Below are 20,992 nucleotides of genomic sequence, written 5' to 3' on the forward strand. Positions count from 1 at the left end.
AAAGCGGTCTTGCTCGGAACCTTCTGCAGCACAAGGGAGGGTTGGAGGAAGGCAGGCCGCCCGATCGCCACAAGCACCGAAAGAATGAACGGAACCGACAACCGCGGAATCTGCCGTCCCGCAGTGTCAATCCGCTTTACATGGACTCGGTTCGACAACGGCTGCCGCCGCCAGGCCCGATCAAAATGCCGTGGGAAATCCTTGGGTTCTGAGACAGGGCCATAATGCGGTCTGCTTTATGCTTGGGCTATCGCCGGCTGTCTGGTAAAGGAGAACTCCAGTGGTCGCAAATCGCAGGCTGTTCCAGTTCTTGGTGCTCTTGTCTGTGGGTCTGAATCTCTCACTCGCACACGCCGTTCCGACATCGGTCACGCTGACGGGCAATCTCCAGGACGAACTGGGATGTCCCGGCGATTTCGATCCCGCCTGTTCGCTGACGCATTTGAACTACGTGTTCGACGATGATGTCTGGCAGGCGACGTTCGACCTGCCGGTCGGGGCCTGGGAGTACATCGCTGCCATCGATGACAGCTTCGCCGAACGCTATGGTGCAAACGCCACGCCCGGCGGGGCCAACATCGCTTTGGATCTGGCCGTGGCGACGACCGTCAGCTTCTACTACGACGACAAATCGCATTGGATCACCGACAACGTCAATTCGGTGATCGCCACCCTGGTTGGCGACTTCCAAAGCGAGCTGGGGTGCAGCGGGGATTTTGATCCCGGATGCCTGAGATCCTGGCTGCAGGATCCGGACGGGGACGGAATCTATCGGTTTCTGACCACGGGTATTCCGGTCGGTTCGTACTCGGTACTGGTCGTGCATAACGAAGACTTCGGTGAGATCGCTGTTGCACAGACGGGCTTTGTCGTTCCCGCTTCGGACACACTGATGTGCTTTACCTACGATCCGGGCAGGATGTCTCTCGCAATCGTATCGGGTTCGTGCGACGTCCGTTCCGTACCGGCCCCTGCCCCCATCGCCCTGCTGGCCCTGGGCATGTTCTGCTTGGGTCGACAACGGTCGACTGCGTTGCCATGGCGCCGGCACACCGGTAGCGCGCGCTGAGCGGACGCGCGCGGCGACCAAGCGGCCGACCGCGCGTTGAATGCCCTCAGGCCTCTTTCTCCATCTCCTCGTAGCCGCTGATCATGCCACGCAGATAACCGAAGGGACGCTCCGAGGTGGTCAATGCCAGGTAGAGGTGGACGATCAGAAACGCGAACATCAGGAAGGCCGCCGCCGTGTGAGCCAGTGCCACCGGTGTCAACGACAGGCCGCTGAGACCGAACTCGGACCAGTACGGATAGGCGATGTACACGAGGCCGGTTATCCAGATCGCAGGCCCGATCAACACATGCAGTGACAGATAGGCCATCCGCTGCAACGGGTTGTGCCGCTGCCAGCGGTCCTTGTGGAACGGGTGCGGCTCGCCTTTGAAGATCCCGATGCCGTAGTAGCGCATCATCGCGACCACCCGGTCGACCGGGGACGGGATGTACTGTTTCCACTCGCCGGTCGTGAGGTGCCAGAACCACGCGAATACCCACAGCCCCATCAGTGTCCAGGCAGCGATACGATGGTACGCCGCCGCCTGCTCGAATCCGAACAGCGCATAGTTGCCATGCACTTCGAACCCTGTGACCAGCAGCGCAATCACCAACAATGCCTGCAGCCAGTGCCACAGACGCAGAAAACGCGAATACAGATAGACCCTCGCCATCAGCTCTTCCTCCGCCTGCGAGCCGCAATCATGCGTACGAATCCGTGCAGCGATACCCCGCCGAGGGTTCCGAGCACGGCCAGCCAACCGATCATGTCGAGCCATTTGGCGCGGTCCCGCCCGGGGAGGTAGACACCGGAGACACCGGCCATCCGGCCCTGCTGGCTGTGGCATTCACCGCATGCCAGGGCTTCCTCTTTCGGCGCCACCATGTGCGTCACCGGCCAGTAATACTCGGTCTCGACGAAATCGTAGTGGCCGCTGAACTTCAAGCCGCTGGCCTCGAAACCGGCGTTGATCGCCCTGCCCCAATCGAAGCTCTTCCAATACGCATCGTCGTCCTTGCCGAACAGATGCGGGACAGCCAGCACCTTGTTCTCGGTGTCGTAGGGCTGTCGCCCGCGCATCACCTTGAACGGCCAGATACGCGACCCCGGATCGTTGGCGCTGCCCCCGATGGTATTGATCGGCACGACCTTGGAATCATCGATCTTCTGTCCGAGCGTCGCGTAAGCCAGCTTGCCGTCGAACCAGCGGTACTCCGGCACCACGTCCGCCTCCCAACGGAAATCACCCTTCTTGAAGTCGTAGGTGGGATAGCCCTGCGCGTCCTTGATGACGATCGGCTTGCCGTGCTGGTCCTTCTTGCCGGCAGTGGACCAGTCCCACCACATCTTCGTCTTGCGCCCGCCGCGGGCAAACCGCGGCACGTGACAGGTGACGCAGGCGATCTTGTCGACATGCTGGTCGAGCTTGGGATCCGCGTTGGCCGCATGCGGCGCCTCGCCGTGACACGAGACGCAGCTCGCACGGTTGTTGTCGGTCCGCCCGGGGATATCGATCCCGTGCGTGTCGGCGGCGTTTGGCGTGTAACGACTGCCCGCAATCTCGTGGCCGCCCGTGGTATGACAGGTCTGACAACTGAAGTTGAGCCCATCCACGTCCATGTGCACATCGGTGCTGTGGGTCGGCCGGTGCATCGACGAATCCAGGTGACCGTGTTTGACGCCGTCGCCACCGCCGCCGTAGAAGTGGCAGGCCCCGCAGTTGTCGCGGCCCGGCTTGCCAACCGATTGCGCGATCTTGACCAGATCCGGTGGCGGCCAGATCTTGCCCTTCTTGGGCGGCCACATCTTCGGTTCGTAGTTGGGATGGCCGGCGCCGGTGGGGAACTTCTTGTAGGTCCCGGTCTTGTCGTGACAGACCAGGCAGTCGACATTGCGTTCGGCGGTCAGATCGAACTTGTCGTCTTTCCAGCCGTAACCGATATGGCAACTGGTGCAGCGCGGCCAGTTCGAGGCCGTCGCGACACAGAAGTTGTTGACGACATTCTTCTTGCCGAGTTGCTGTCCGGTCAGCGCGTTGTCGAACGCCCAGGTCCAGTGGGTGGTCTTCATCAACTGCTTCGCGGCCTCGGTGTGGCAGCTCAGACAGGCCTCGGTCACCGATGGCCCGTCCTTGAAGGGTCCCTGCAGCTGTTCGAACTTGCTGTGATCGGCGGTCGATTGATCGTCGCGTGGCGCGGCCGGAGCCTGCAGGCTAAAGAACAGCGAAATCAGGCCGATACATAAGGCAAGAACGGGTTTCATCGACGCCTCCTGCGGGCGATTCGGCCGGTGGACGGGTGAAGATGGACCAATTTAAAGGTTGTCATATTTAAGTATTTGGTTATATACTCAACTACAGAAATTGATAGCCCCGTGCAGTTTTGGGAGGCAATCCATGACATTGGTGAACTGTAAAAATCTACGCAACATAGTGGTCACGGCACTCGTGATGTTCGGTCTCGGCTTCGCGCTGCAGGTCCCGCGCGCGCTGTTCGGCACCGACTTCCCGATCCTGACGACGCTGCTCAGCGGCATCGGCCTGGCCACGATGACGGTCAGTCCGTTCGTCATGATCGCGACCGCAGTGGCGACGATGTTGCCCAAGGTCTCGCAGCGGCTCGCCCTCTGCGAACACTGAGCACATAGCAACCCAGGGTGTCGCAGGCATCGGTCGGCGGCACCCTTTTCATCGCTCGCATTTCTCGGTCGCCTCGTCGGCCCCTGGCAGGATCGACAGCAGAAAGGTCGAGACCAGCACGATCGGCGCGAGCAACAGCAACACGAACCCCAGCAGCAGCACGGCGTGGTTCATGTGCAGCAAGTCGGGTACCACGTGCTGAGCGGCCAGGGTCAGCAACAGACCGCCGACGAAAAAGATCGACGAGACCAGTACCCCCTCGCGCAGCGTCTTGCAACCTAGCACCAACAGTTTCATCGTTCACTCCCATGTCCTGACGTGCCGTCGCGTCACTCGGCCAGTAGCGCATCCGCGGTTCCGGGCTCGAGCCCGAATTCCTCCTCGACGGCCCGGTTCCACGCATCGCGCCTGAAGGTCTCCTGCTCGGGGACCGGTCGATGCACGATGTTGATGTGGCAGTCGACACAGGTCTTGCCTTCGGTCTCGTCCAGGTGGATCTGCAGCGTGTCGGCGCGCTTGCCGACGATCGCCTCCTGCTCGTGGCAACGCCGGCAGGTATGCGAATCGTTGCGCCGGAACCATTCGCGCGCGCTGAAAGCGGCCTCGGGCAGGTGCAGCGCATTGATCACCGGATCGTCGTAGTTCGCACCGAAGATCTGATGGAACAGATCCTTGCCGCCGATGAAGTGGTCCCAGGTCGCCGCGAACACACCGGGCGACACGTGACAGTCTCCACAACTCGCGCGTACACCCGACTCCGGCAGGTAGTGTGACGACTTGCGATAGGGTTCGGCGGCGATCTCCATCGAATGGCAGGTGGTACAGAACGCCTCGCTGCTGGTGTAGTGATCGAACTCGATCAGGAACACCATGAACGCGATACCCGCCAAGCCCCCCAGCACCAGGGCGATCAGCACATGGCGGGTGATGAAACCGGGCCACAGCGCGGAGCGGCGTCTACTCATCTGCGGCCCCACGCACGCCGACCCCGAGGATCGGGCTCGCCTTGTTCGGTGACTTGAGCCAGCTGTGTTCGGCGGAGGACCCGATATGACGGTCGATCAGCGCGTCTGCATCGTCGCCGGCAACCTCACGTACCTGCGGGAGGAAGCGGCTGTAGAAATTCCGCCCGACGACATACATGCCCTCCCACCAGGCGTGATTCGGGCTGGCCATCGAGGCGCCGTGCCGGGCGCGCGCGCCTTCGTCGTGCCACAGCTCCCAGTAGGTGAACTCGATCGGTTCGTCGAACGGCGTGGCGGTCAGTTTCTTCTCGGCATACAGGTCACGCATGATCGCGCGCGCGGGCTCGCCGAACTTGTCGTTGTACAGCTTCACCACGTCGTCGAACTGCGACATGAACGCATCGGCGAAGTCCTTGCCGTGGCACTCGCGACAGACCAGCGTCATCGCCTCGCGCCGCCGCTGCGGCGTGGCGACCACCTTGATCTCGCCCATGCCGCCATCCAGCTTCGACATCTTGTTACCGCGCCGCGGCGGTTCCATCGATTCCGGCAACTCGCGTTTGTCGCCATCCTTGAACACCACCAGGTGCTGTCGTTCCGAGACCGGGGTATTCAGGTTCCAGGCGTTGCGCATGCCGACATCGTGGGTCGCCGGCAGCTTCCCGGCCGCACCCATGTGGCAGGTGGCACAGGTGGGCGCGGCACTGTAGTCCTTGCCGGCCACCCAGGTGTCGCCGTCGAGGTTCATCTTGTCACGGTGGGTCGCATAGGCCATGCCATGCTTCGAGGCCTCGTAGACCTCCTTGTCCGGTGAGTCCGGTCCGGAATGGCAGCGCACGCAGGCCTGCGGTTCGCGCGCCTGCGCCTTGGAGAATTCATGCCGACCGTGACAGGACGAGCAGGAACCCCGCGATCCGTCCGGGTTGATCCGCCCGATCCCCGAGTTCGGCCAGGTGTTCGGATCGAGCTTGCCGTTCGCCATCAACGCGACCTTGGATCCGTGGCATTGCGCACAGCCCGCGGCCTCGATCGCCGGGCCGGCCACGTTGGTCACCATCGCCGGCATGCGCTCGGCGATCACCGCAACCGCCTCGGCATGCACCGAACCCTGCTGCTGCTCCGCCTCGGTGGTATGGCATCGCCCGCAGTCCTTCGGCGACACCACGGTCGCAATGGTCTGCCCCTCGTGGCTGATCGCATCCGCATCGTCGATCGTTGCCTGGTGGCAGTCCATGCAGTTCACACCGGCCTCGGCATGCGCGCTGTCCTTCCATTGCGCGGCAATGCCGGCGGACGACTTGGTATGGCAGGTGACACACTCCTCGCCGGCCGGGTGTCCCCAGTTGTCGGGTGACAGCGTGACCTTCGCGGCCGTCGCGGCGCCGGAAAGAAACAACAGCAGAATGCTGCAACGAAACGGTATCGAACACATGCGGACTGATCCCTCTGCTGACTGACAATGGCCGGTGCTTGCCCGGCGGGCCGCCTCGTCGGCGCGCGGCCCGCCCGGCCCGGGTCGTCGATTACAGTCGGGTTTCAGCCACCGCGATGGTCCGCGGCGAACGCAGCTCCTCGGGCAGATGGGCGAACTTGTCCGCCAGCACCTTCCACAACAGGTTGTAGTGCACCTCGCCACGCACCAGCGCAACGCCCTTCGCGGGGATCTCGTAGCTCAACACGCGCTCCTCGTGCGGACGCAGACGGGTATCCGGACCCAGTTGCGTGGCGGTCGGAGGCATCGCGTCCTTGCCCGCGTCGTCGGCGAGCAGGTACGCAAAGTACGCCTGCGGATCGTCCTTGGCAGGATGTTCCGGCGCGTTCTCCCACAACATCTCGCCGTTGGCGTCGTAGGCGGCCAGCTTGAGGACCAGGTTGCGGAACGGCGCGCCGGTCGGCATCGCGTGGGGCTGCTGATTCTTCAGCTTCACGGTGACCAGTACCTTGTCGCCTTCCGGCTTCGCATCCATCGTGAACACGACGCTGCGCTTGAGCATGCCGCCGTCGTGGCCGCCACCCATGCTGTGATCGGCGATGTTGTTGACCATCGGCATATGACAGTACTGGCAGGTGACGTCACTCTTGCTCACCATGTACTCGTTGCCGGTGGCACACAGCGGCACGCCGTGCGCATTGTTGCGCTTGTCGTGGCAGCCCATGCAGGCCGCGTTCGATTTCATCAGCCCGGCATTCCCCTCCAGCGGCAGCGACGGAATCTCCTTGCCTTCGAGCGTGACGCCCTCGCCAAGATGCGGATTGGGCTTGCTGCCGTCATCCGCGGCACCACCGAACATATCGTTGGCTGCCGTCAGTTGCGGCAGACCGCGGTTGAAACCGGCCGGGCCCTGCAGCGTGTCGCCGGTCTCGTAGGACATCATGCCGAGGCGCAGCTTGCCGTTCGGGGCATTGATGCCCTTGAACGCCTTGATCGCATGGCACGCGACGCAGTTGACCCCCTCCTGGTAGGACACCTTGGCGTCCAGCTTGGTCGCCTTTTCCAGCGCCGCATTCGGCGCATGGCACTGCAGGCAGACGGGATAGTTGCCGTTCTTCATTTTCACGCCGTCTTGCGTCGGGTCACCGACCACCATCTTGTAGAAGGTGCCGTGGATCGGGTCGTTGATCGCCGTGCTGTTGGCATGCATGGAGTCTTTCCATTGCTGGTAGATCTCCTTGTGACAGTTCTGGCAGACCTCGGACGAGACGTTGTTGACGGCGTTGGCGACGGACAGGGCGAACAGGGACACGACGGCCGTAAAGACCCGTGCGACCCATGCGTTAGGACGCGACATAGTTAGATCCTCCAATTTGGCGCTTTTTGTTTTTTGCCCGTGCACGGCACCGTCAGTGCCGCGCGCGTTTATGGCTTTTATTCTTAGCGCAGACGCGGGACCCCGCAAAGGACGACCTGATTAACGCAGGTTAAAGCCGGAGACTTTTCTGGGAAAAACTTGGCCTAACTCAAATGTCGCGACCAGAAACCAAGGATGCTGCTAGGTCTCCTGCTCGCCAAGTTCGACTTCCAGGCGGCGCATTTGCGCCTTCGGTGAACCGGTATGCCGCGCAAGCAGATCATAGGCAACCGGTACGACGAACAGGGTGAACAGGGTTGCGGCGAGAACGCCATATAGAATGACGGTACCGATCACGGCGCGCGTCTCCGCCCCGGCACCGGATGACAACAGCAGCGGCAGTGAACCGGCCGCGGTCGTGATGCCGGTCATGACGATCGGACGAAAGCGCACACGCGTCGCTTCCAGCAATGCATCGTGGAACGCCTCGCCCTGGTCGCGCAGCTGGTTCGCGAACTCGACGATCAATATGCCGTTCTTGGCCGCGAGGCCGACCAGCATGATCAACCCTATCTGGCTATACAGGTTCAGCGAGAAGCCGCCCAGATAGAGCCCCAGCAGTGCACCGGCCATCGCCAACGGCACCGTCAGCATGATCACCAGCGGGTGTATCCAGCTCTCGAACTGCGCCGCCAGCACCAGGAACACGACCACGCTGCCGAGCACCAACACGAACAGGATCGATTCACCGGTCGCGCGGAAGTCCTGCGACTGTCCCTTGTAGTCGATGATCACCTTGCCCGGGAGGTTGTCCCGCACCAGCCCCTCGAGATAGGCCAGTGCATCACCGAGCGGCAGATTGTCCGCGAGGTTGGCCTCGATGGTGATCGCGCGCACCCGGTTGTAGCGATTGAGCTTGATCGAGTCCGCGACCTCCTCCAGGCGCACCAGGTTCGCGAGCGGTATCAGCTGGCCGCTGCGCTGTGAGCGGACATACAGGTTGGACAGGTCGGTCGGCGTGCGTTGCGCGTCGCGCTCGCCCTCGAGGATGACGTCGTATTCCTCGCCCTCTTCGATATAGGTGGTGACCTGGCGCGATCCCAGCATCGTCTCGAGCGTGCGGCCGATGTCGCCGACCGTGACACCCAGGTCGGCCGCGCGATCGTAGTCGATCAGCACCTGCAGCTGCGGCTTGGTCTCCTTGTAGTCCCAGTCCACGCCCTCGAGCCCCGGGTTCGATGCTTCGATGCGGTCGAGCAGTAAGTCGCGCCATTCGGTCAGCTCGGCATAGGTGCCACCGCCGATCACGAACTGCACCGGTTTCTGGATGCGTTTGCCGAAGCCCTGGCGCATCACCGGAAAGGCACGCACCCCGGAGAGATCGGACAGCCGCTTGCGGATGTCGTCCATGATCGCCCAGGCCGGGCGTCGCTTGTTCCAGTCGTCGAGCACATGGATCACGATGCCGCTGTTGAAGATCGCGAAGTTGCTGAAGGTGCGCGGCGCCCGCACCAGCAGACGCGTGACCTCGCCGGACTCGACCAGCGGCATCAGGCGCCGTTCGATCTCGTCCATGTACTCCTGCATGTACTCGTAGGTCGCACCCTCGGGTCCGTTGACCAGCACGAAGAAGGCGCCGCGGTCCTCTTTCGGCGCATATTCGCCGGGGATCTGCTGCAGCAGCCAGTAGCTCCCGCCGAGGATGCCGATGAACACCAGGCCGATGATCCACTTGTGGTGCAGGACGCCGCGCAACAGCCACAGGTAGCCGTCGCGGATACCGCCGAACCCCCGGTCCACCCAGACCGTCAGGCGGACCTGGCGGTCGTGCCGCGGCAGGATCTGCGACGCCAGCATCGGCGACAACGACAGCGCGACGAAGCTCGAGAACGCGACCGCCGCCGCCATCGTCAGCGCGAACTCCGAGAACAGCCGGCCGACATCGCCCTGCAGGAACGCGATCGGCACGAACACCGCGACCAGCACCACGGTGGTCGCGATCACCGCGAAGCCGACCTGCCGTGTACCGTTGAACGCGGCGACCAGGCGCGATTCGCCATACTGCTCCATGCGCCGATGGATGTTCTCCAGCACGACGATCGCGTCGTCGACCACCAGGCCGATCGCGAGCACCAGCGCGAGCAGCGTGAGGATGTTGATCGAGAAGCCGAGCGCCCACAGCACCAGGAAGGTCGCGATCAGCGACACCGGCACCGTGACCGCCGGCACCAGCGTCGCACGCAGGCCGCCGAGGAACACGAAGATCACCAGGACCACCAGACCGATCGCGATGCCCAGCGTCTTGTAGACCTCCGCGATCGCGCCGCGCACGAACACCGAGGTGTCGTAGCTCTGCTTGATCTGCATGCCCTCGGGGAGCGTCGGGTTGATGCGTTCCATCTCCGCCTTGGCCGCATCGGCGACCGCGATGGTGTTCGCGGTGGATTGTTTGATGATGCCGATACCGACCATCGGCACACCGTTGCCGCGAAAGAAGGTGCGCGTCTCCTCGGCGCCCTTTTCGACCCGTGCCACGTCGCCCAGCCGCACCAGGTAACCGTCGTCGCCGCGTGCCAGCACCAGTTGTGCGAAGTCGTCCGCGGTGCGGAAGCTGCGTGCCATGCGCACCGTGAACTGGCGGTCCACCGAGTCCAGGCTGCCGGCCGGCAGTTCCAGGTTCTCCGCGCGCAGCGCGTTCTCGACATCGGCGACCGCCATGCCGCGCGCCGCCAGCTCGCGCCTGTCCAGCCAGATGCGCATCGCGAACGTCTGACCACCGCCCACGCGCACCCGGGCGACACCGTCCAGCACCGAGAATCGGTCGACCAGGTAGCGGCGCGCGTAGTCGGACAGCTCGGGCACCGTCATCCGGTCGCTCACCAGGTTGAGCCACATGATCACGTCTTCATTGCTGTCGACCTTCTGGATCTCGGGCGGATCGGCCTCGACCGGCAGGTCGTCGAGCACGGTCGACACGCGGTCGCGGATGTCGTTGGCGGCACCGTCGATATCGCGGCTGACGTTGAACTCGACGGTGATCACCGAACGGCCGTCCTCGCTGGTCGACTCGATGAAACGGATGCCCTCGACGCCGGAGATGCGATCCTCGATCACCTGGGTGATGCGGCTCTCCACGACGTTGGCCGCGGCACCCCGGTAGACGGTCTCGATCGAGACCACCGGCGGGTCGATATCGGGATACTCGCGCAGCGGCAGGCGATCGAACGCGACGATGCCGAATGCGATCAGCAGCAGCGACATCACCGATGCGAGCACCGGCCGCCTTACCGACACGTCGGACAGGATCATGGACGGTTCGCCGCCGCGCCCGCCTCACGTCCGGTGCCCACCAGCTCGGTGAGCGAACGTGAGCCGTCATCGATCGCCGCGATCTTCACCGTCTGCCCGGGCCGCACGCGCATGGTGCCGTGGGTGATCACCAGCTCGCCCTGCTGCAGGCCGTCGATGACCTCCACCTCGCCCGGCCGGCGGGTACCGATCGTGATCTGCCGCCGCGCGACCTTGTGACCGTCGTCGCCGGGTTCGGCGACCAGCACGAACTGCTCGCGGCCGACCGGCATCAGTGCCGCCTCGGGGATCACCAGCGCCTCGCGCAGATCCTTGCGCAGCGTCACCTGCATCAGCATCCCGGGTTTCAGCAGGCGTTGCGGATTCGGCAGCCGCGCACGCACGACGACCGAGCGCGTGACCGGGTCGACGCGGCTGTCGACACCGCTGACCTCGCCGGTGAACGCGCGTTCGCCGAACACGCGGGTCGTCGCGATCAGCGGCAGCCCCGGCGCGAGCCCGGCGAGGTAGACGCTGGGCACCGCGAGGTCGAGTTTCATCACCGTGTCGTCGTCCAGCGTCGTGATCAGATCGCCCGGCTCGACCAGCGCACCGACACTGATGTTGCGCAGTCCGACGACACCGGCAAACGGGGCCTTGATAAGACGATCCGACAGGCGCGACTCGATCGCGATCAGGCGCGCACGCGCGGTCTTCAGTTCGCGGTCGCGTTCGTCGAACAACGACTTGGACGCGGTACCCTGGGTGGCCAGCGCCTGGACCCGCCGGTACTGCTGTTCGGCCTCGGTCACCAACGCGCGCGCCTCGCGCAGCTGGGCGTGCTCCTCGGCGCTGGTCATCTCGACCAGCGTCTGGCCGGCGGCCACGCGGTCGCCGTCGTCGAAATGCAGCACGCTGACCGTTTCGGTCACCGACGCGGTCAGGGCCACCGACTCGTTGGCCTTGAGGGTGCCGAGTGCCTCGATGCGGTCCTCGAATGGCACCCGCTCGACCTGCGACACGATCACCGGCACCGGCGGCGCGGCGGCGACGCCACCCGCGCAGCAGCACACCGAGAGCAACCCCAATCGGCACACCCAGCGGAGCAAACCCTGCGAACGCCTCATGCGTGTCTCACCCTGCGATCTCGATTCCGGATACGCCGGAGCTTAGCACGCGGTCCGCGCGCGGCGACGGCGCCGCGCGTTCCGGCTTCGGCACTGATCCGTAAGGAAAAAAATAGCGCCCCGACCGCCGATCGGCGAGCGCCAATTACCCTACTTTCAGCATCGCTGGAAGATTTCCACGGCGGTGCTACGCTTGCGTCCAGTCCCAAAACCGCAAAGACGGTGGGCGATCCCAAAGGAGCAGGTATGAAAAGTGAGATCAAGGGCGGACAGTCGGCCGAGTTGCTCGACCGATTCAACGCGATGTCGCGTGGCCGCAAGATCGTCCTGGTCGTGTTCATCATCTGGGCGGTGCAGGCGATCCCCAAGTGGACCGCCGCGATCGTCGCCGACGGCGAGACCTCGGCCGCGATCATGAAATTCTTCATCACGCCGCGTTAGCAGTCCGTTCGTAAGGGCTACCCTCTCAAATCAACAGCCGCGACCTGATCGACGCATACCAGGCGTCGATCACCGCGGTCATGTGATGGAAATACGCCTGCGCATCCGAGCGCTGCTGCGCATCCTGCAGCATCGCCTCGACCGCGTGCAGCATTGCCTCGCTCTCACTGACCACCAGGTCGTCCGCTTCACAACGCGCAGCCGCACTCAGCGTGCGACAGGCGGCATGGTAGTGGCTGGTCATCGCCGCCTGGTGCCGCTGGTCGGCAAAGTCGTCCGTTGCCGCCAGTGAGTACAGCCCCAGCGCGCGCAACATGCCGAGGTGTTCGACCATCGGCGGCCAGGCGCGGATCACCGCGACGCGTTGCGTGCCGAGCAGCGCGGCGTGCTCTTCGGCGAACAACCGCAGGATCTCGACGACGCCGAGTACCAGTTCGCTGTGCGCATTGAGATTGGTGAAGAAGTCCAGATCCCGCCAGTTGCGGTACAACGCCTCCCAGCGGTCGCGCAGCGCCTGCCACTCGCCGCGCGCAAACACCGCGTGCCGGCTGCCGTACTGGTCTTCGAGGGTATGCAGCGCACGCTGCAGCTTGCCGCCGACCGCGTCGAGTTCGCGGACGAAATCCACCCGGCCGTCGAGCACCGTGCAGCTCAGGCCGCGGTGCAGCTGCATGTCCTGCATCAGGCTGAGCAGCACCAGGCTGACCTCGCTCAGTTGCAGGTAACGCACCGTGCGCCGATCCAGCCTGCCCAGCAGACCGCCCAGCGGTTCGACCAGTGAGCGCAGGTTCGTCGGGGTGAAACCAGGCATCTGCGAGATCCATGCGGTGGGATGACCGCCTCGGTAGCGACCCGAGTTTGCATGCATCGCGTATGCCACGGCACAAACTGCAGGCTTTTCATCGGCTTGGTTTTTGCGGCCGGCCCGATCGCGCACCGTGTTGGGCCAACGGCGACGATCATCGCACCAGGATAGTGACGGCGGGTCGACGCTGCGCGCGTCGACCGTCTGGCGCACGGCGGCCGGTCAGGCGCCGAGGTGGTGGCCGTCGGTGTCGTCGAGGCGCTCGCCGGGGTCTTCGACACGCCCCGGTGCCAGCGCGGTATCGATCAATGCGCGCTGTTGCCGACGGTGCAGATCGGCATCGCCGCAGGCCGGCGACGCCGAGGGCGCCCGGCCGGCGTAACCGAGCGACTGATCGTCGCCGCTGAGCACACGCAGGTGGTGCTGGATCTGGTACCAGGCACCCTGGTTACGCGGCTCTTCCTGGCACCAGACGATCTCCGCGGCGTTGCGGTAACGTGCGAGATGTTCGGCGAGACGGCGGCGCGGAAACGGATACAGCTGTTCGACACGCAGGATCGCGATATCGTCGAGCTCGCGCGCACGCCGCTCCGCGAGCAGGTCGAAATACACCTTGCCGCTGCACAGCACCACGCGCCGTACCGCATCGACCGGGAGTTCGTCGGTGTCCGGCTGCACCGTCGCCAGCGCGCCGTCGGTGAACGCCTCGAGCCGCGACTTCGACAGCGGGTGCCGCAGCAGGCTCTTCGGGGTCATCACGATCAGGGGCCGCCGGAAGCGGCGCTTGATCTGGTCGCGCAACAGGTGGAAGAACTGCGCCGGCGTACTCGGTACCCAGACACGCATGTTCAGTTCGGCGCACAACTGCAGGTAGCGCTCCAGCCGCGCCGAGGAGTGTTCCGGTCCCTGGCCCTCGAAGCCGTGCGGCAGGAACAGCGTCAACTGGCACAGCCTGCCCCACTTCAGGAACCCGCTGGCGATGAACTGGTCGATCACGATCTGCGCGCCGTTGCCGAAGTCGCCGAACTGCGCCTCCCAGATCACCAGGGTGTTCGGCATCGAGGTCGCATAGCCGTATTCGAAGCCGAGCACCGCGAGCTCGGACAACAGCGAATTGTTCACCTCGAAGCGTGGCTGGCCGGCGAACAGGTGCGCCAGCGGCACGTGCTGACGGAAGCTCTGCTGATCGTGGAAGGCCGCATGCCGGTGGGCGAAGGTACCGCGCACCGAGTCCTGGCCCGACAGGCGCACCGCGTGCCCCTCGTGCAACAGGGTGGCGTACGCCAGCGTCTCGGCCATGCCCCAGTCGAGCGGCTGCTCGCCGTCGAGCATCCGCTGGCGGTCGTCGACGACCCGCTTCACCCCGCGCTGCAGTTCGAATCCCTCGGGCAGATGCAGTGCACGCTGTCCCAGCCAGGTGAGCTTCGGCAACGGCACACGCGTCTCGACGACCTCGTCGGGTCGCGCGTTCAGGTACTGCTCCCAGTGCGCCTCGTAGCCGGTGCGTGAACCGTGCAGGAACTCGCGCACCACGACCTGGCCCTGTTCCAGCGACGCACGGTAGGCCTCGCGCATCGCCTCGGGTTCGGCGGTCTCGATCAGGCCCTGCGCGACCAGCCGTTCGGCATAGAGCGCACGCACCGTCTGCATCCGCCGGATGCGCTGGTACATCTGCGGCTGGGTCATCATCGGCTCGTCGGCCTCGTTGTGCCCATGGCGCCGATAGCAGACCAGGTCGATCACCACGTCGTTGTGGAACGTCATCCGGTAGTCGAGCGCGAGGCGGGTGACGAACAGCACCGCGTCGGGATCGTCGCCGTTGACGTGGAAGATCGGCGCCTGGATCAGTTTCGCAACCTCGGTGCAGTACAGCGTCGAACGCGCCTCGTGCGGGTGACTGGTGGTGAAACCGATCTGGTTGTTGACCACGATGTGCACGGTGCCGCCGGTGCCGTAGGCGGTGGTCTTGGACAGGCTCAGCGTCTCGGTGACCACGCCCTGGCCGATGAACGCCGCGTCGCCGTGCACGATCACCGGCAGCACGAGGTCGGTCGCGTCCTCTTCATGGCGGTCCTGGCGCGCACGGCAGCCACCCTCGACCACCGGCGCGATGATCTCCAGGTGCGACGGATTGAACGCCAGCGACAGGTGCACGGGACCGCCCGGGGTCTGGATGTTCGAATAGAAGCCCTGGTGGTATTTGACGTCGCCCGAGCCGCTCGCCGCGGTCGCCCCGGGCACCCCCTCGAACTCCGAGAACAGGTCGCTCGGCGCCTTGCCGAGCAGGTTGACCAGCACGTTCAAGCGGCCGCGATGCGCCATGCCGATCACGATGTCGGTGATGCCGCGCCGACCGCCGCCCTGGACGATCTCGTCGAGCAGCGGGATCAACGCATCGGCGCCCTCGAGCGAGAAGCGCTTCTGCCCGACGTAGCGGTGATGCAGATACTGTTCGAGACCCTCGGCGGCAGTCAGGTCGCGCAGCGTATCGATGCGCGCCTGCGACGCGTGTTGTTCGGCCCAGCGGCCGCGACTCGATTCCAGGCGCCGCTCGATCCAGCGTCGCTCGTCGGACGCCGAGATATGCATGTGCTCGCTGGCGATGGTGCCGCAGTAGACGCGCTCCAGGATCTCGACGACCTCGCGCGCCGGCAGCGGTTTCTCGGCATCGATCGCGACGACGTTGACCGGGTGCTGCAGCGCCTCTTCGTCGAGGCCGTAATAGCTCGGGTCGAGTTCGCGCGGATGCTTGCGCGGCATCAGGCCGAGCGGATCGATGTCGGCGTACAGGTGGCCGAGCAGGCGGTAGGCGAGGATCAGGCGTTCGATGCCGGACAGCGTGTCGGTACGGTCCTCCGGCGTCAGGGGAGCACGGGTGCGGTCCGCGGTCGGCTCGCCATCCGCCGCGCCCTGTTCGAAGCCGTAGAAGAACGAGCGCCACTCCGGCGACACGCTCTCCGGGTCATCGGAAAACGCCTCGTACAGTTGATCGATGTATTCGGCATTGGCGCCGCTGAAACCCGAGGTCCGACGCAGGGTCTTGAGAGGCTTGTCCATCGGGTCGATCTTCGCGCGCACCTTGGCGTTACAACGGCAGGCATCGGCGCGACCGCGCCGTGCGATTGCCTCGCTGGATTATACGGGGAACGCTATCGCCGCTGGAGTAATGTCGCGGGCGTTAAGTTGACCGACGACAAGTCGCCGCGCATTGCCAGGAGATGAAGGTGCTTGAAGGCACGGGCGCCGCGGTGAGATCGCACCAGCAGCGCGCATTCCCACCCTGCATTGCACCGCCGACGTGCACGCGGTGCCGTCGGCGGGGCGGGATCAGGAGACGCCGCAGCGCACGTCGCGCAGTGCGTTCGGTACCGGAAGACCGAGCAGGCCGATGCCCCGGCCGAGGCCGTTCGCCAACACCGCGACCACCGGGCAACCGGCCATCGCGAACGGACGCAGCAAAGGCCGCAGCAGCGAGCCCTCGCCCATCGTCAGGTCGACCATCGCCGACACGCTGGCACCGACAGCCAATCCGGCGGACAGGTTGTCGATCAGGCCACCGACCAGGAAACCGTACAACAGCGGCACCGCACGGACCACGAAACGCCCCGATCCCTCTTTGGCGCCGTCAGTCATCTCGTGCGTGTAGTGGACATATTGGTCTTCGTGGGGCCGACGCTCGTCGTCGATCGTCTCGACCACCAGTTTCTGAGTCTCGTCACGGGTTTTTTCGATAGCCATGTCGTCACCGCACCGTTGTTCAACCAAGCACTTACGATATCGGCCGTTTACGGCGTTTCTTGATATTGCCGTACGGCCCGGAATGCCCTTGCTGCCGTGCAGCATCCGGCACCCTTCTTGTCAACTAATTTAGTACTTTCTAAAGTTCTTGACAAACGATTTATTGTCGTATTTCTGCTAATTCGTTCCCAGACGCGATCTGCCGGCCGTCTTTGTTTGGGAAAAAAGCGACTACCGAGGCATCGGCCGGGCACCCGGCCCGCGGCCCTGTACGTCACCGGGCGCTGCAATCGGTGTGCCGAAACGCACAGACCCCGACCGGTCGGGTCGGGGTCTGGCATCGCTGACGACCGAAAGTGTGCGTCAGATCGCGAGCTTGAGCACGACCTCCTGGCCGCGTTTCGCCGACTCGACGAACTCCGGCATCTTGTCGAAGTTCAGGTAGCGATAGATCTCCGGCGCCATGCTGTCGATCTTCGTCGCGTACTGCATGTACTCCTCGACGGTCGGCAGCTTGCCGAGCACCGCGGCGATCGCCGCGAGTTCCGCCGACGCGAGGTAGACGTTCGCACCTTGGCCGAGACGGTTGGGGAAGTTGCGCGTCGAGGTCGAGACCGCGGTCGAGTTCGCCGCGATGCGTGCCTGGTTACCCATGCACAATGAACAGCCCGGCATCTCGGTGCGCGCGCCCGAGGTCGCATAGATATTGTAGTAGCCCTCTTCCATCAGCTGGTGCTCGTCCATCTTGGTCGGCGGCGCGATCCACAGACGGGTCGGGATCACCTCGCCGGCCGCCTGCAGCAGCTTGCCGGCGGCGCGGAAGTGACCGATGTTGGTCATGCAAGAACCGATGAACACCTCGTCGATCCTGTCGCCGGCGACCTCGGACAGCGGCTTCACATCGTCCGGGTCGTTCGGGCACGCGAGCAGCGGTTCGGTGATCGCCGACATGTCGATCTCGATCACCTCGGCATACTCGGCATCCGGGTCGGCCCGCATCAGCGACGGGTTCTTCAACCACTCTTCCATCGCGCGCGCGCGCCGCTCGAGCGTGCGCTGGTCCTCGTAGCCGTTGTCGATCATCCAGCGCAGCATCACGATGTTCGAGCGCAGGTACTCGGCAACCGACTCCTCCGACAGCTCGATGGTGCAGCCGCCGGCCGAACGCTCGGCCGAGGCATCGGAGAGTTCGAACGCCTGCTCGACGGTCAGGTTCGGCAGGCCCTGGATCTCCAGGATGCGACCGTTGTAGACGTTCTTCTTGCCCTTCTTCTCGATGGTCAGCAGGCCGCGCTGCAGCGCTGCGTACGGGATCGCGTTGACCAGGTCGCGCAACGTGATACCCGGCTGCATCTCGCCGGTGAACTTCACCAGCACCGACTCGGGCATATCCAAGGGCATCACGCCGAGCGCCGCGGCGAACGCGACCAGGCCGGAGCCGGCCGGGAACGAGATACCGAGCGGGAAGCGGGTATGCGAATCGCCGCCGGTGCCGACCTGGTCGGGCAGCAGCATGCGGTTCAGCCAGCTGTGGATGATGCCGTCACCGGGACGCAACGAGACGCCGCCGCGAGTCTGGATGAAGTCCGGCAGCGTGTGCTGGGTGTTGATGTCGACCGGCTTCGGGTAGGCCGCGGTGTGGCAGAACGATTGCATCACCAGGTCGGCCGAGAAACCGAGGCAGGCGAGCTCCTTGAGCTCGTCGCGGGTCATCGGACCGGTCGTGTCCTGCGAGCCGACCGTGCTCATGCGCGGCTCGCAATAGGTGCCGGGACGGATGCCGGCAACGCCGCAGGCCTGGCCGACCATCTTCTGCGCCAGCGTGAAACCCTTGCCGCTGTCGGCGGGATCGACCGGCGTACGGAACACCTCGCTGTGACCCAGGCCGAGCGACTCGCGCGCCCGGGTCGTCAGGCTGCGCCCGATGATCAGCGGGATGCGTCCACCGGCCTTCACCTCGTCGAGGATCACCTCGGTCTTCAGGCCGAACTCGCTCAGCAGCTTGCCGGCCTCGTCCTCGATCCGGCCCTCGTAGGGCTTGAGGACGATCACGTCGCCCATGTTCAGATCGTCGACCGGGCACTCGATCGGCAGCGCGCCCGAGTCCTCGACGGTGTTGAAGAAGATCGGTGCGATCTTGCCGCCGAGCACCACCCCGCCCTGGCGCTTGTTCGGCACGAACGGGATGTCCTGGCCCATGTGCCACAGCACCGAGTTGGTCGCCGACTTGCGCGACGAGCCGGTACCGACGACGTCGCCGACATAGGCCAGCGGCAGGCCCTTTTCCTTCAGCGCATCGATCGTCTTGATCGGACCGACCTTGCCGGCGTCGTCCGGCTCGATGCCGTCGCGCGCGTTCTTCAGCATCGCCAGCGCGTGCAGCGGGATGTCCGGACGCGACCAGGCGTCCTGCGCCGGCGACAGGTCGTCGGTGTTGGTCTCGCCGGTCACCTTGAACACTCTCAGCTTGATCTCGGCCGGCACGTCGGGCTTGCGCGTGAACCACTCGGCGTCCGCCCACGACTGGATCACCGCCTTGGCGTTCGCGTTGCCCGCCTTGGCCTTGTCCTCGACGTCGTGGAAGGCGTCGAACATCAGCAGCGTGTACTTGAGCTGGTCGGCGGCGAGCGCACCCAGCTCGGCATCGTCGAGCAGGTCGATCAGCGGCTGGATGTTGTAGCCGCCGAGCATGGTGCCGAGCAGCTCGACCGCGCGGTGCTTGTCGATCAGTGGCGACGCGGTCTCACCCTTCGCCACCGCGGCGAGAAAGCCGGCCTTCACATAGGCGGCCTCGTCGACACCCGGCGGCACGCGGTCGGTCAGCAGCTCGACCAGGGTCGCCTCCTCGCCGGCCGGCGGCGCCTTCAGCAGCGCGACCAGTTCGTTCACCTGCTCCGCGTTCAGCGGCAGCGGCGGTATGCCCTGGGCGGCGCGTTCTTCGACGTGTTCACGATAGGCTTGGAGCATTTCAGGACCTCATTCGCGTCGGCGGGACCGGGTCGCTCGGGTGCGAGCGGCAGTCGCCGGGTGGTTAAAGCGTGGGTGACAGCCGGCCGGTCGCAAGCCATCTTGCGACAGCACCGGCTACCGGCCTGTTGTGCAGAAAACTAGCAAAGGGATTTCTATACGTAAAATGGATACTTTGCATAAATAGCATGCTATTTTTGCATGATATGGATCTGACCCTGTTACGTTCCTTCCTGGCGGTCGCCGAGACCGGTGCAATCACCGAGGCGGCGGAGCGCATCGGCATCACCCAGCCGGCGCTGTCGCGCCGCCTGCAGCAGCTCGAAGACCACCTCGGCGTCGCGCTGCTCGCGCGCGGGCGCAAGGGCGCGACCCTGACCGAGATCGGCCGCCTGGTGCAGACCGAGGCGCAGGGCATCGTCGCGCGTTACGACCAGCTGCGCGAGATGGTCTCGACCCACCAGCGCCTCGAGGGCGGCACGGTGCGCATCGGCGGCGGCGCGACCGCGGTATCGTTCATCCTGCCCGAGGCGATCGCGGCGTTTCAGGCGGCGCATCCGCAGGTGCGCTTCCAGATGCGCGAGGCGGGCAGCAGCGAGGTCGCCGACGACGTCGCCGCCGGTCACCTCGAACTCGGCGTCGTCACGCTGCCGGTGCGTGACCGCGATCTCGACATCACCCCGCTGACCACCGACCGCATCGTGCTGGTCGCGCGCCACGACCATCCACTGGTCGCACGTCGCCGCGTGCGCATACAAGACCTCGCCGACCAGGCGTTCGTCGCGTTCGAGGCCGGCAGCGCGCTGCGCCAGATTATCGACGGCAAGCTGCGCGAGGCCGGCGTCGAGATCAACGTCGTGATGGAACTGCGCTCGATCCCGGCGATCCTGCGCATGGTCTCGACGACCGGCAACCTGGCGTTCGTCAGCCAGCTCGGTGTCGAGCAACACGGCGACGCGGTCGCGGTGCCGGTACAGGGTCTGCGCATCGAGCGTCGGCTCGCGGTGATCGCACGCCGCGGCGCCACGCTGTCGCCGGCATCGGCGGCGTTCAAACAGCGCCTGTGCAGCCTGCACGGATGAGCAGAAACGCGTACTATCCGGCTTCCGGGAGACAGCGTGCGAATGTTCATCATTAAGCGGTTTAATACCCCGCGCGTTGACAGTCTTTTCTCCCGCCCAGA

16 protein-coding genes are annotated in these 20,992 nt (G+C 64.8%); 4 read left to right on the top strand and 12 right to left on the bottom strand.

Going from position 1 to position 20,992, the window contains the following annotated elements:
- Positions 1-280 precede the first annotated feature (280 nt).
- Positions 281-1,069: a hypothetical protein gene (locus H6955_21250; protein ID MCP5316096.1), complete on the top strand. Its 789-nt coding sequence runs from the start codon at positions 281-283 to the stop codon at positions 1,067-1,069.
- Positions 1,070-1,115: 46 nt separating this feature from the next.
- Here H6955_21250 and H6955_21255 read toward each other — a convergent pair whose 3' ends face one another.
- Both H6955_21255 and H6955_21260 read right to left on the bottom strand, forming a co-directional pair.
- Positions 1,116-1,724 carry a cytochrome b/b6 domain-containing protein gene (locus H6955_21255; protein ID MCP5316097.1) on the bottom strand — a complete coding sequence of 203 codons (609 nt, stop codon included), beginning with the start codon at positions 1,722-1,724 and terminating at the stop codon, positions 1,116-1,118.
- Positions 1,724-3,313 (bottom strand): tetrathionate reductase family octaheme c-type cytochrome, encoded by a 1,590-nt coding sequence (locus H6955_21260; GenBank protein ID MCP5316098.1) that lies wholly within the window; start codon positions 3,311-3,313, stop codon positions 1,724-1,726. Before H6955_21260 ends, H6955_21255 begins: the two co-directional genes overlap by 1 nt.
- Positions 3,314-3,446: 133 nt before the next feature.
- Between H6955_21260 and H6955_21265 the strand changes: the two genes are divergently transcribed.
- Positions 3,447-3,689: a hypothetical protein gene (locus H6955_21265; GenBank protein MCP5316099.1), complete on the top strand. Its 243-nt coding sequence runs from the start codon at positions 3,447-3,449 to the stop codon at positions 3,687-3,689.
- Positions 3,690-3,737: 48 nt separating this feature from the next.
- Here H6955_21265 and H6955_21270 read toward each other — a convergent pair whose 3' ends face one another.
- The 6 genes from H6955_21270 to H6955_21295 all read right to left on the bottom strand — a co-directional run bounded on the left by H6955_21270 (position 3,738) and on the right by H6955_21295 (position 11,858).
- Positions 3,738-3,986, bottom strand: coding sequence for a hypothetical protein (locus H6955_21270; protein ID MCP5316100.1), 249 nt, complete (start codon positions 3,984-3,986; stop codon positions 3,738-3,740).
- 32 nt (positions 3,987-4,018) lie between these two features.
- Complete coding sequence (locus H6955_21275) at positions 4,019-4,654, bottom strand: NapC/NirT family cytochrome c (GenBank protein ID MCP5316101.1); 636 nt, start codon at positions 4,652-4,654, stop codon at positions 4,019-4,021.
- Positions 4,647-6,086: a hypothetical protein gene (locus tag H6955_21280; GenBank protein MCP5316102.1), complete on the bottom strand. Its 1,440-nt coding sequence runs from the start codon at positions 6,084-6,086 to the stop codon at positions 4,647-4,649. The genes H6955_21275 and H6955_21280 overlap by 8 nt, the downstream gene beginning before the upstream one ends.
- Before the next feature lie 91 nt (positions 6,087-6,177).
- A complete protein-coding gene (locus H6955_21285) occupies positions 6,178-7,443 on the bottom strand; it encodes a cytochrome c family protein (GenBank protein MCP5316103.1) in 1,266 nt (421 codons plus the stop codon).
- Between the two features lie 201 nt (positions 7,444-7,644).
- On the bottom strand, positions 7,645-10,752 hold the full coding sequence (locus tag H6955_21290; protein ID MCP5316104.1) for an efflux RND transporter permease subunit: 3,108 nt from the start codon (positions 10,750-10,752) through the stop codon (positions 7,645-7,647).
- The gene (locus H6955_21295; GenBank protein MCP5316105.1) at positions 10,749-11,858 is read right to left on the bottom strand and encodes an efflux RND transporter periplasmic adaptor subunit; all 1,110 of its coding nucleotides are present in this window, start codon (positions 11,856-11,858) and stop codon (positions 10,749-10,751) included. Before H6955_21295 ends, H6955_21290 begins: the two co-directional genes overlap by 4 nt.
- A gap of 246 nt (positions 11,859-12,104) precedes the next feature.
- Between H6955_21295 and H6955_21300 the strand changes: the two genes are divergently transcribed.
- A complete protein-coding gene (locus H6955_21300) occupies positions 12,105-12,299 on the top strand; it encodes a hypothetical protein (protein MCP5316106.1) in 195 nt (64 codons plus the stop codon).
- Positions 12,300-12,324: 25 nt separating this feature from the next.
- Here H6955_21300 and H6955_21305 read toward each other — a convergent pair whose 3' ends face one another.
- The 4 genes from H6955_21305 to acnB all read right to left on the bottom strand — a co-directional run bounded on the left by H6955_21305 (position 12,325) and on the right by acnB (position 19,809).
- The gene (locus tag H6955_21305; protein ID MCP5316107.1) at positions 12,325-13,110 is read right to left on the bottom strand and encodes a hypothetical protein; all 786 of its coding nucleotides are present in this window, start codon (positions 13,108-13,110) and stop codon (positions 12,325-12,327) included.
- 216 nt (positions 13,111-13,326) lie between these two features.
- Positions 13,327-16,161: a 2-oxoglutarate dehydrogenase E1 component gene (locus tag H6955_21310; protein MCP5316108.1), complete on the bottom strand. Its 2,835-nt coding sequence runs from the start codon at positions 16,159-16,161 to the stop codon at positions 13,327-13,329.
- A 270-nt stretch (positions 16,162-16,431) separates the two neighbouring features.
- Positions 16,432-16,842, bottom strand: a complete 411-nt coding sequence (locus tag H6955_21315; GenBank protein MCP5316109.1) for a hypothetical protein — start codon at positions 16,840-16,842, stop codon at positions 16,432-16,434.
- A gap of 363 nt (positions 16,843-17,205) precedes the next feature.
- Positions 17,206-19,809 carry a bifunctional aconitate hydratase 2/2-methylisocitrate dehydratase gene (gene acnB, locus H6955_21320; GenBank protein ID MCP5316110.1) on the bottom strand — a complete coding sequence of 868 codons (2,604 nt, stop codon included), beginning with the start codon at positions 19,807-19,809 and terminating at the stop codon, positions 17,206-17,208.
- 188 nt (positions 19,810-19,997) lie between these two features.
- On the opposite strand from acnB, the gene H6955_21325 reads away from it, so the two are divergent.
- Complete coding sequence (locus H6955_21325) at positions 19,998-20,891, top strand: LysR family transcriptional regulator (protein MCP5316111.1); 894 nt, start codon at positions 19,998-20,000, stop codon at positions 20,889-20,891.
- The last annotated feature ends 101 nt before the right edge of the window (positions 20,892-20,992 follow it).

The sequence above is a fragment of the Chromatiaceae bacterium genome (assembly GCA_024235395.1).
Classification (GTDB): Bacteria; Pseudomonadota; Gammaproteobacteria; order Chromatiales; family Chromatiaceae; genus Thiosocius.